General features: G+C 57.2%; 9 protein-coding genes. 7 read left to right on the top strand and 2 right to left on the bottom strand.

The window, feature by feature from the left end; all coding sequences use genetic code 11:
• The first annotated feature begins 20 nt into the window (after positions 1-20).
• Positions 21-2,237: a CHASE2 domain-containing protein gene (locus tag ABLQ08_RS09680; RefSeq protein WP_352941198.1), complete on the top strand. Its 2,217-nt coding sequence runs from the start codon at positions 21-23 to the stop codon at positions 2,235-2,237.
• 471 nt (positions 2,238-2,708) lie between these two features.
• Here the strand turns inward: ABLQ08_RS09680 and ABLQ08_RS09675 are convergent, their stop codons facing one another.
• A complete protein-coding gene (locus ABLQ08_RS09675) occupies positions 2,709-3,122 on the bottom strand; it encodes a VOC family protein (protein ID WP_352941195.1) in 414 nt (137 codons plus the stop codon).
• A 205-nt stretch (positions 3,123-3,327) separates the two neighbouring features.
• Positions 3,328-4,602: a flavin-containing monooxygenase gene (locus tag ABLQ08_RS09670; RefSeq protein ID WP_352941192.1), complete on the bottom strand. Its 1,275-nt coding sequence runs from the start codon at positions 4,600-4,602 to the stop codon at positions 3,328-3,330.
• 388 nt (positions 4,603-4,990) lie between these two features.
• Here ABLQ08_RS09670 and ABLQ08_RS09665 point away from each other — a divergent pair, with 388 nt between their 5' ends.
• The 6 genes from ABLQ08_RS09665 to argE all read left to right on the top strand — a co-directional run bounded on the left by ABLQ08_RS09665 (position 4,991) and on the right by argE (position 11,950).
• Positions 4,991-5,407: a RidA family protein gene (locus tag ABLQ08_RS09665; RefSeq protein WP_352941190.1), complete on the top strand. Its 417-nt coding sequence runs from the start codon at positions 4,991-4,993 to the stop codon at positions 5,405-5,407.
• Between the two features lie 4 nt (positions 5,408-5,411).
• Positions 5,412-6,086 carry a DUF1028 domain-containing protein gene (locus tag ABLQ08_RS09660; protein ID WP_352941187.1) on the top strand — a complete coding sequence of 225 codons (675 nt, stop codon included), beginning with the start codon at positions 5,412-5,414 and terminating at the stop codon, positions 6,084-6,086.
• A gap of 14 nt (positions 6,087-6,100) precedes the next feature.
• The gene (locus tag ABLQ08_RS09655) at positions 6,101-7,591 is read left to right on the top strand and encodes an aldehyde dehydrogenase (RefSeq protein WP_352941185.1); all 1,491 of its coding nucleotides are present in this window, start codon (positions 6,101-6,103) and stop codon (positions 7,589-7,591) included.
• A 27-nt stretch (positions 7,592-7,618) separates the two neighbouring features.
• Positions 7,619-8,542, top strand: a complete 924-nt coding sequence (locus ABLQ08_RS09650; RefSeq protein WP_352941182.1) for a LysR family transcriptional regulator — start codon at positions 7,619-7,621, stop codon at positions 8,540-8,542.
• Between the two features lie 117 nt (positions 8,543-8,659).
• Positions 8,660-10,729, top strand: coding sequence for an FAD-dependent oxidoreductase (locus tag ABLQ08_RS09645; RefSeq protein ID WP_352941180.1), 2,070 nt, complete (start codon positions 8,660-8,662; stop codon positions 10,727-10,729).
• Positions 10,730-10,801: 72 nt separating this feature from the next.
• Positions 10,802-11,950 (top strand): acetylornithine deacetylase, encoded by a 1,149-nt coding sequence (gene argE, locus ABLQ08_RS09640; protein ID WP_352941177.1) that lies wholly within the window; start codon positions 10,802-10,804, stop codon positions 11,948-11,950.
• The last annotated feature ends 7 nt before the right edge of the window (positions 11,951-11,957 follow it).

Genomic DNA, 11,957 nt, shown 5'->3' with positions numbered 1-11,957 from the left:
AAATCCTGCGCTGGCGGTTGATGAAACGGGTTGCCAGAAAGATTAACTCCGTATTCGGGGTCGCGCGGCTTTCTGCGTTGCTCCTGCTGCTCCTTCTGCTTGCGGTTCGTGTATGGGATCCGTTTCTGGTGGAACTTGTCCGCCTGAAAACATTCGACTTGTATCAGGTCGTCAAACCGCGGGCCTATCAGAAGCTGCCCGTCGTCATTGTCGACATCGACGAAAGAAGTCTGGCGGAGCTCGGTCAATGGCCGTGGCCGCGATCCACGATCGCAACCATGCTGCATAATATCGCTCAGGCGGGTGGCGTGGCGGTCGCTTTCGATATTGTTTTTGCCGAGCCAGATCGTTTGTCGCCTGATCAATACGCACGATCCTTACCCGGTTTGAGCGCCGACATCGCCAATGAACTGGCAGGTCTGCCGAGCACCGACGAAACGCTCGGTAAAACCATGCAGCAGATGCGCGTGGTTGTCGGCCAGGCCGGGCGAATGGAAATTGCCGAGGCGGAGCGACAGGAACAATCCCAGACACCTGTTGCCCTTCTGGGGCCGGACCCCACGACCTTCATGTTCGACTATCCCAAACTCCTGCGAAACATCGATGTCCTGGAACAGGCAGCAACAGGTAAAGGATTGTTTTCGGTCAATCCGGATCCCGACAACATCGTTCGTCGGGCCGCTCTTGTCGCAGTTGCCGATAGCAAGATCCAACCCGCGCTGAGCATAGAACTTCTTCGCGTTGCCACCGGGCAAAACGCCTTTGCGGTAAAGAGCGACGAAGCCGGGATCCGGAGCGTCGTGGTGGGTGGAGTGGAGGTTCCCACCGATCGTAATGGCAGGATCTGGATCCATTATTCGCCATCGATCAAGGACCGTTTTGTGCCGGCCTACGACATTGCCAGTGGCACTTTTGATCCTGCCAGAATTCAGAATCATCTGGTGGTGATCGGACCTTCCGCGACCGGCCTTCTGGATCTGAAAGCAACTCCGCTTGATCCCGCCATGCCGGGTGTTGAAGTGCATGCTCAGATACTGGAGAACATCCTCAGCCAGTCGTTCCTCACGAGACCGAATTATGCACTTGGAGCAGAGCTTGTTGCTGCGGCGGTCCTGTCTCTTCTCACGATTTACCTTGTGCCGATCCTCGGAGCTCTGCCGGTCTTCGCCTTCGGTTTCGTACTCGCAGCGAGCTGGGCAGCCGGAAGCTGGTATCTGTTTGCCAGCAAGAACATGCTATTTGATGCCGGCTATCCACTTCTCACCAGCCTGAGTTGCTTTCTTCTGCTCGTGTTCATCAATTATCGCCGCGAAGAAGTGCAACGTCAGGAGATCCGTTCCGCATTCGGGCAGTATCTGGCTCCTGATTACGTCGAGCAGATCGCAAGTGATCCGGAAAGCCTGACGCTGGGTGGTGAGCGGCGGCGTATGACCATCCTGTTTTCCGATGTACGCAATTTCACCCGGATTTCGGAGAGTTTCGCGGACAATCCGCAGGGCCTGACCAGCCTGATGAACCGGTTTCTGACACCGCTCTCCAACGCCATCATGGATCAGCGTGGAACGATCGACAAATATATGGGCGATGCGATCATGGCGTTCTGGAATGCGCCTTTGAACGACGACAACCACGAAGTTCACGCCTGCAAGGCAGCGCTGGCGATGCTTCAACGCATACATGCCATCAACGGCGACCGCAAACGGGAAGCGGAGGCGGAAGAGCGACCTTTTTTCCCGCTGAATGTCGGCATTGGTATCAACACCGGGGACTGCGTGGTCGGCAATATGGGATCGGAATTCCGCTTCGATTACTCGGTGCTGGGCGACGCTGTCAATCTTGCCTCGCGTCTTGAGGGGCAGACGAAAACCTATGGCACGACCATCATTCTGGGTGAGAACACGGCGCAGAAAGTCAAGGACAAGTTTGCGGTCATTGAGATCGACCGCTTGCGGGTCAAGGGCAAACAGGAACCGGAGCGGATCTATTGCCTTTGCGGGGACGAAGACATGGCTGTCAGTCAAGAGTTTCTGGAATGCAAGTCGCGCTTCGAGACGTTGCTGGAAGCCTATCGGCTCCAAAACTGGTCTGTCGCGTTATCTGTCTGCGAGGAGTTGAAGTATGCAAGGAACCAGGAGCTTGTGAACCTGGCCGAGACATTCCGGGTCAGGATCAAGCAATTTCAGGCTTCTCCACCGCCTGAAGAATGGGATGGTATCTACAGTGCCCAAACCAAGTAAGCGTTACAAAGTCTTGTGCTTCAGTTCTTGATTTAGGTTCGGGTGTTGGTGGGGTTCTGGGTTGAGGTCAGATGGTTGTTGCTCTGATCAGCCCCACTCGAGTGGTCCGTTTGATTGTTAGTGCATGACAGGGATGGAGCTCTCCCCGTTTCTGGTCCGGGCTTCATGCGACTTTTCGGGCTTCATTCAGTTGGGCCGCAAAGTCGCTCGGCGTCAAGTTTTCGAGCGATGAATGCGGCCGGTTTCCTGTTTTAAGACCAAGGCTTCCGGGCGGATTGTTCATGCAATTGATCAATCCGCCCGGTGCCGTATACAGGTTGAAGTCTCTAACGTTGGACTTCGACCGATAGTCCAGGAAGCCTGGCCAACTATCTTCCATTGAAACACGATTGCCGATCCGAAACTCTGCCGGACAAGTGGAGTTGCTGTCACTGCCACGGGAAAGCAGCTCTCGATGACCAATCGAACCGATTACTCGTGAGGTGCTGAAATGACGACCGTATAGCCATCGGGGTCGTGCAGCCAGAGCTCACGCTGGCCGGAGTTCGGGTTTTCAAGCGGACCCTGAATGATATCAGCGGTCAGGATGCGTGCCCTTTCAATCGCCTCTTCGAAGTCGAAGATTTCAAACCAGATCAGAACACCATGTCCTGCCGGTCCTCGGTCGCGGCCCACCATGTTGGGGTGATTTTCGACATCCCAGGCATGCAGTTGCAGCACCAGAGTGTCACCGTGATAAAGCCGGTTGTAGGTGTTGCCGTGGGTTTCCTCTGCCGAATTACCGAGCGGTTGCAGCTGGAGCAGATCTGCGTACCAGTTGCTGCTCCGCAGAACATCGCCGACGGTCAGTAGTGTCTGGGAGCGAGGTGTTTCATGTGTGGCCATGGCGGAACGATCCAGAACGTCAAAAAAACGCGGATGTCATGTCATCGACATCCGCGACGCCTGAATAATGGCAAGTCGGGGGGAGGGAGCGCCACACACATTCTGTTGAGCAGCGGGCTGCATTTGAGGGGACTGAAGCAGCCAAAGGGTGAAGCCGTATGGGTTGGTATTAAAACGTCATCCTTCGTCCCTTATGGTTTCCGGTCTAGGCGTTTTCCAGCTGACGCTCCTCTGCAGAACTGTAAGCCAGGTACTTGCGCTGTGTCGCAATGTGATCGGCAACGAATTTTGCATCATGCCAGACCCCCCAGATGAAGGAGGACCCTCTGCGCGATTGCCAAGGCAGCCCCAGGAAGTAAATGCCGGGCTCTGTGGAAATCCCGCGTTGATGGTTGGGCTTGCCGCCTTCATCGAAAGCATCGACCTTCAACCAGCTGTAATCGACCGCAAAGCCGGTTGCCCACAGAATCGTCGTGACGCCTGCTTCTGCCAGATCCAGCTCCAGCAGCGGGTTGGTCACGCATGCCGGATCGGTGGCGATCGCGCGGGCTTCGGGTTCCTCGGGAAGGTCAAGTCCGTTGCGGGCGATGTAGGCATCGGCTTCGTCCAGAACGGACAGATAGTTTTCGTCGCCAAGTGAAATGTTGTCTGCCAGGTCGGACTGGAAGGTGACGACGCCATTTTCATAGGACTTGGTCAGGCCCACGAGGGTCATGCCCTGATGGGCAAGGCGCCGGAAATCGACTGTGCGCCCGCCGTCGGCACCACTGACGGAGATGGTGACATGTTCCGTACCCGGGTCGAGCGCAGCCGCGTCCCATTTGCCCAGGACACCGAGCCACCAGACGAAATCACGGCCGCGATAGGCGCGCGGCGGTCGGTCGTGCGGGCCGACGGAAAGATAGACACGCTTGCCCGACTGCAGCAGTTCGTCCGCAATCTGGACACCCGAAGATCCGGCTCCGACCACAAGTACTGCGCCTTCAGGCAATTGATCGGGATTGCGGTAGGCACTTGAGTGCATTTGCAGGACGTCGGCGTTTTCAGGAACAACCGGCGGAATGACCGGGCGCTGGAAGGGGCCGGTGGCGGCAACAACGCTGTTTGCCTCGAACGTACCGTCGGAGGTCTCGACCGTGAAACCCTTGCGGCCTTCGTTTTTGGAAACGCTTTTCACTTCCACGCCGCAACGGATCGGCGCATTGATTTTCTTCGCGTACTCAACAAAATAATCGGCAACGCGTTCCTTCGAGGCGAACGCATCGGGGTCGACGTCGGAAAATTCCAGGCCCGGAAACCGGTCGTGCCATGCAGGGCCGTTGGCAACAAGAGAATCCCATCTTTCGGACCGCCAGCGCTCCGCGATCCGGCTGCGTTCCAGCACGATATGAGGCACGCCACAATTGCTCAGGTGTTCACTCATGGCGACGCCAGCCTGGCCAGCGCCGACGACGAGCGTATCTGTTTTTTCAATTGGCATTTCAGCGTCCTTTTTCTGACATTCAGGGATACTCACCTGCATTGCCAGTCAGTCTACGGACGAGCCCGGATCGCAAAAAATATGATTTCGTGAAGCGTTGATTGGGCTTTGCCTAATTCCAATGCAAAGCGCCGGTTTTCAGCCCTTTAGCCGCCTGATGGTTCGCTTGTAAGCCATGGATTTGCCAGTAAAGGAGTGTGGTTAGGAAGCTCCTAATTAATGGTAAGCCAGTCCGTTCTTGGGGGAGGCCTAGGGGTGTGAAATCCTCACCGTCACACATACCCTTGCCGGTGGAGGATCGATCCGGATCACCCGTCTCTTTGCGCTTTGATTTCACGCAAATCTTTGGCGCCGAAGCCTCAGGAACCGGATCAGACGGAGATTAAGAATGGCTCATACCCGAATTCGGAAATTCAATACCAAGGAAACCTATCCAGAGCAGAACCTGGACAATGACCTTTGCCAGGCGGTGGTGACGGAAGGTGGCAAGATCGTCTGGTTGCGTGGGCAGTGTCCGCAAAATCTCGATGACGCGGTCAACATCGAAAGTCATGATCCCGTGGAGCAGACCCACAAGGTGATGCAGAACATCCGGCAACTGATCGAGGAAGCCGGCGGCAGTATGGAACATCTGGTAAAGGTGGTGGTCTACATCACCGACGTTCGTCACCGCGAGGCTGTTTACAGAACCATGGGTGAATATCTCAAGGGCGTGCACCCGGTTTCAACCGGCCTGGTCGTGCAGGCCCTGGCGCGCCCTGAATGGCTTGTCGAAATTGACGGCACCGCCGTCATCCCGGACTGATCCCATGACCTTCTCTCTGGTAGCCCGTTGCGCCGAGACGGGAATGTTTGGCGTTGCGATTTCCTCTTCCTCCCCGGCCGTCGCGGCGCGGTGCTCTTATGCCCGCGCCGGGGTCGGAGCGGTGGCATCGCAAAATGTGACCGACCCGACACTCGGGCCCCTTGCACTTGATCTGATGGAAAAAGGCCTGGGTGCATCCGCCGCAATCGCGGAAGTGAAACAACGCGGCAAATTCATTGAATACAGGCAGGTACTCGCCGTGGATGGAAGTGGGCAGACCGCTATTCACTCCGGGCCGAATTCCTTAGGCGTCTGGACGGAGGCGAAGGCTGAAAATGTTGCTTCCGGTGGCAATCTTCTGGCCAACGACACGGTTCCTCAGGCAATCGTCGACGGTTTCCTGACATCTTCCGGGCATCTTGGCGATCGTCTGATTGCAGCGATGCGAGCCGGTCTTGCGGCAGGTGGAGAAGCCGGCCCGATACATTCCGCAGGCCTGAAACTGGTGGACAAGGTCAGCTGGCCTGTTGCCGATCTCAGGTGTGACTGGACCGGAGACTGTCCGATCGAAGCAGTCGCAACAGCCTGGGAAATCTACAAACCGCAACTGGACGCCTATGTACAGCGCGCGCTCGATCCACGCGAAGCGCCGTCCTATGGCGTTCCGGGCGACGAATAATTCAGGGAGATAACATGCTCACTCATCAGGAATGGACGTCGAAAGCCGCGCAGCTCGAATTTCGCGGCAAGGCGTTCATAGACGGCAAGTTCGTCGATGCGCAATCCGGCAGGACCTTCGACAGCGTCAATCCCGCAACAGGTGGTATTCTGGCGGCCGTTGCCGAGTGTGACGCGGCGGATGTCGATCTTGCCGTTGCCGCCGGTCGCAGGGCTTTTGAAGACGGTCGCTGGAGCCGGATGGCGCCGGGAGACCGCAAATCCGTTCTCTTGAAACTGGCTGAGCTGATCCGCGAAAACCTCGAGGAAATGGCGCTGCTCGACAGCCTGGATATGGGCAAGCTGGTCAATGATGCCGTCACGATCGATGCACCCGGCTCCGCGCATTTCTTTCAATGGTATGCCGAAGCGATCGACAAGGTGTACGATGAAGTTGCGCCAACGGGACCAGGCGATCTGGCGCTTGTTTCGCGCGTACCGCTCGGGGTCGTCGGTGCGGTGACGCCATGGAACTTCCCGCTCGACATGGCAACCTGGAAGGCTGCTGCCGCGCTTGCAGCCGGTAACTCGGTTGTCCTGAAACCTGCGGAACAATCGCCGCTTTCAGCTCTCAGGCTTGCGGAGCTTGCTGCCGAAGCAGGTGTTCCCGATGGCGTGTTCAATGTCGTGCCGGGCTTCGGAGCAACCGCCGGCAAGGCGCTCGGCCTGCACATGGACGTGGACTGTCTGGCCTTCACCGGTTCGACCGCGATCGGCAAGATGTTCATGCAGTATTCCGGTCAATCGAACCTGAAACAGGTCTGGCCGGAAACCGGTGGGAAAAGTCCCAACCTTGTCTTTGCCGATTGCGAAGATCTCGACGCTGCAGCGGACATGGCAGCCTTCGGCATCTTCTTCAATCAGGGAGAGGTCTGTTCGGCAAACTCACGGCTTTATGTCGAGCGCTCGATCAAGGACGCGTTTGTTGAAAAGCTGATCGCGCGCGCAGCTGCCACGCAGCCGGGCGATCCTCTCGACCCCGTTTCGAAAATGGGTGCGATTGTTGACCGGAAACAAACCGAAGGCATCATGGGGTTCGTCGAAGCCGGCAAGCAATCGGCCAACCTGGTCGCAGGTGGTGAGCGTGTGACGGTTGATGGCAAGGGGTGCTTTGTTCAGCCGACGATCTTCGACGATGTCAAGCACGATGACCCGCTTGCGAAGGACGAGATCTTCGGCCCGGTTCTGTCAGTCATTGCCTTCGACAGCGAAGACGAAGCCGTCGCCATGGCAAACGACTCCGTCTACGGCCTGGCGGCGTCGGTGTGGACCGACAATCTCAGCCGTGCCTGCAGGGTGTCCGAAAAGCTTCATGTGGGAACAGTGTCGGTCAATACGGTCGATGCATTGTCCGCCCAGACCCCGTTCGGCGGCATGAAGCAGTCGGGCTTTGGGCGCGACCTGTCTTTGCACTCTCTTGAAAAGTATACCGCTTTGAAGACAACTTGGATAAAATACAAAGCGTAACGCAACATGAGAGTCCGGGGACGCGTATTGCTGAGATATACGCTCAGGCAACTTGAGTATTTTGTTGCTGTCGGCGAGGCCGGCAGCATTGCTCTTGCCTCTGAAAAAGTGAACGTGTCGTCCCCGTCGATTTCAGCTGCGATCAACCAGCTGGAAAAGGAGTTCGGCCTGCCGCTCTTCGTGCGCCAGCACGCGCAGGGGCTGTCTCTGACGCTCGCCGGGCGCCGGATGATGGAACAGGCCAAATATGTCCTGCAGGAAGCGGACAAGCTCATGGACCTGGCCTGTGACATTGCAGGGGCCGTGCGCGGCCCACTGGCAATCGGCTGCCTGCTGACCTTCGCGCAGGTGGTTCTGCCCGCCCTTAGAAGGAGTTTTGAAAACGAGTTTGAGGATGTGCGCGTCCGGCAGTTCGAACTGAACCAGGCAGAGATCTTCAGTAACCTTCGCCGGGCGGAAATTGATGTCGCCCTGACCTATGATCTGGACCTGCCGGCCGATCTTGTCTTCGAAACGCTTATGGAGCTGCCGCCTTACGCTATCGTGGACGAGAACCACCCGCTCGCCAACTCGCCCCATGTCACGGTGGAAGAGCTGCAAGCCTATCCGATGGTTCTCCTGGATCTGCCATTTAGTTCGGAATACTTCCTGTCCTTCTTTTCCGAAATCGACGTGAAACCGTATATCGCCGAACGCACGCGCGACATGGCGGTGATGCGCAGTCTGGTTGCCAACGGCTTCGGTTATTCAATTGCCAATGTCCGGCCCCTGAATGACTGCTCGCCCGATGGCAAACCACTCAAATTCATTCCCCTTGTCGGCGATGTCCGTCCGATGAGGATGGGGCTCTTGATGTCGAACGATGCAGACCGGACGAGCGTCGTGCGGGCCTTTGTCGAGCACTGTCAATTGCTCAATAAAAACGGTGACTTCGCCGGACTTGGTGTCTGATCGGAAATTCAGAAGTCCGGAATTAGCTTCGTCCTAATCAACGCTTCCGCAAGCTCGTCTTTCGTCTTCTCCACCAGTCGCTATCCTCACTCCCAACTGCTTGGAGAGGAGGCAAGATTGCGCGATCCCCGCTACGATATTCTGTTCGAGCCGATGAAGATCGGTCCAGTGACGGCGAAGAACCGCTTCTATCAGGTTCCGCACTGCAATGGGGGTGGTTACCGGGACCCGTCGGCTGCCGCCGCCATGCGTGGCATCAAGGCTCAGGGCGGCTGGGGAGTGATCTTCACCGAACAGTGCGAAATGCACCACACTTCCGAAATCACGCCGTTCATCGAGCTGCGCCTTTGGGAGGACAAGGACATCCCGCAACTGCGGAAGATGTCCGAAAAAATGAAGGAATTCGGTGCGCTTGCCGGCATTCAGCTCGCTTACTCCGGCATCAACGGTCCGAACCTTTACACCAAGGAAGTGCCACTTGCGGTCTCGGCGATGCCGATCCGGACCTTCACCAACGATCCCGTGCAGGCGCGTGCATTGGACACGTCCGATATCAAGGATCTGCGTCGCTGGTTCGTCAATGCGGCCAAACGCTCGAAGGAAGCCGGTTTCGACCTGATCTGCCTTTATGGTGCTCATGGTTTCGGGATTTTCCAGCACTTCCTGAGCCGGGCAACCAACCAACGGAGCGACGAATATGGTGGCAGCCTTGAAAACCGCTCCCGTTTCGTCAACGAAGTGATCAACGACATGAAGGATGCCGTCGGTGACACGATGGGCATCACCCTGCGGGTCAGCCTAGATGAAACTATCGGTGAACTGGGCTTTTCCAACGCGGAAGTCCGTGACTTCATCGAGATGAACAAGGATCTGCCCGACCTTTGGGATCTTGCCCAGGGCACCTGGGAAGACTGCTCCGGTCCCTCCCGCTTCAAGGAAGAGGCCGCGCAGCAGGACCTGGTCCGCGGCATTCACGAACTGACCGAAAAACCGATCGTTGGTGTTGGCCGTTTCACGTCGGCGGATACCATGGTCAAGCAGATCAAGTCGGGTCTCCTCGACTTTATCGGTTGTGCACGCCCATCGATCGCCGACCCGTTCCTGCCCAAGAAGATTGAGGAAGGCCGGATCGAAGACATCCGCGAATGTATCGGGTGCAATATCTGCATAACGGGTGACATGACCATGTCGATCAGCCGGTGTACGCAGAACCCGACCTTCATGGAAGAATGGCGCAAGGGCTGGCATCCCGAACGGATGAACGAGAAGGGCGACAGCTCCAACGTTCTCGTGGTTGGATCGGGTCCGGCCGGTCTTGAAGCCGCGCGTGCGCTGGCCGAACGGGGCTATGACGTTGCCATTGCCGAAGCGACAACCGAACTGGGTGGCCGTGTTGCCAGGGAACGGCGGCTGCCGGGCTTGAGTGCCTGGGGGCGTGTTCTGGAGTATCGCGAGTATCAGATCAGCCAGAAGGCAAATGTCGAAACCTATTTCGACAGTGAGCTGGACGCGGAAAACATTCTGGAATTCGGCTTTGAAAACGTCTGCATCGCCACAGGTTCGAAATGGCGTTCCGACGGTGTCAGCCGGCAGCATGTGGTGCCGTTCGCCATGGATGCTTCCATGCCGATCTACACGCCAGACGACATCATGGACGGCAAGCTGCCGACCGGTAAGGTCGTGATTTACGATGACGATCACTACTACATGGGTGGGGTCATGGCGGAGTTACTCGTGAAGGAAGGCTGCGATGTCACGATCATCACGCCGTCTGCCTACCTGTCCGACTGGACCGTCAACACGCTGGAGCAGCATGCCATACACAAGAAGCTTGCCGAGATGGGTGTGAACATCATCCTGAACCGTGGTGTCACCGCGATCGGCAAAGGCCATGTCGTTTCCAATTGCACCTATACCGATACGAGCCAGGAGTTTGGCTGTGATGCGGTTGTCATGGTCGCATCGCGGCTGGAGAGCAACAGCGTTTATCTGAACCTGAAGGCACGCGAAGCTGAGTGGGCGGATGCAGGGATCAAGTCGGTCAAGATTATCGGCGATGCCAATGCGCCCGGACCGATCGCCTGGGCCACCTATGCCGGCCATCGCTACGCACGTGAACTTGACGGCGCCGACATTGGCGACGACCTTCCGTTCCGCCGCGAGATCACGCAATTGGCGGCGGAATGACAAGACGAAAGCCTGGAGAACCGGTCTGACCATGTCAGGCCGGTTTGCCCGCGTGGACCGGTTGGGAACAAGATGACACAGACACTCCAAACGCTGGAGCAATTGATCGGCTTCGATACGGTCAGCGCGAAATCGAATCTTCAGATTGTCGATTTCATTGAAGACTTCCTGAAGGAACGGGGATTTCGTCTCAGCCGGATCGATGACGACGGCGGACAAAAAGCGGGTCTTTACGCCGAAATCGGTCCCACCGAAGGCGGAATACTGCTCTCGGGACATACGGACGTGGTGCCGGTGACAGGGCAGGCATGGACCCGGGACCCGTTTCGCATGACGGATGAAGGGGAAAGGGTGTTCGGCCGTGGGACGACTGACATGAAAGGCTATCTTGCATGCATGTTGAGCGCTGCGGACCAGGCTTCGAAAAAAGAGCTCAAAGAGCCGCTCAAGCTGGTCTTTTCCTATGATGAGGAGATCGGCTGTGTCGGCATTCAAAAGATGGCGGCGCAACTGTCGCAACTCTTGGGTAATCCGCGCGCCTGCCTGGTCGGCGAGCCCACTGAAATGCAGGTTGCCATCGGTCACAAGGGCAAGGCTGCGATAAAGGCCGTCTGCCACGGTCAAAGTGGTCATTCCGCCCTGGCTCCGACCTTTGTCAATGCGTTGCATCTGGCGGCCGACTTCGTGGTTGAGCTGAAAGGCATCCAGGACTGGTTGCGGGAACATGGGACGCGTGACGAGGCCTATGACATTGCCTACAGCACGGTCCATGTCGGCAAGTTGTCCGGAGGAACGGCGTTGAACATCGTGCCCGATCGCGCGGAGCTGGTGTTCGAATACCGACACCTGGCAGCGGAGCCGCCCGACGGGATCATGGACCGGATACAAGAAGCGGCAGACCGTGTGAGCGACAGGTACCGAGAGGCCAGCTCAGGCGCTTCTATAGAGCTCGACCGGTACAACGCCTATCCCGGAATTGATGTTCCGGCAGATGCCGGGATCGTGGCGTTGGGGCAGAAACTGGCTGAAACGGACAGGGTTACCAAGGTCGCCTTTGGAACGGAAGCAGGTGTATTCGACACGCTCGGCATTCCAACTGTCGTCTGCGGTCCCGGCTCCATGGAAGGGCAGGGACACAAGCCTGATGAATTCATTTCCAAAGATCAACTGGCAGCCTGCGACCGGATGATGGATCGCGTGCTTGACGATATCACCACTTAAGGACCTG

It is taken from the genome of Roseibium sp. SCP14, from assembly GCF_040329475.1.
Classification (GTDB): domain Bacteria; phylum Pseudomonadota; class Alphaproteobacteria; order Rhizobiales; family Stappiaceae; genus Roseibium.
The sequence above is the reverse complement of the archived record's forward strand: the minus strand, read 5'-3'. Positions and strand labels throughout refer to the sequence as shown.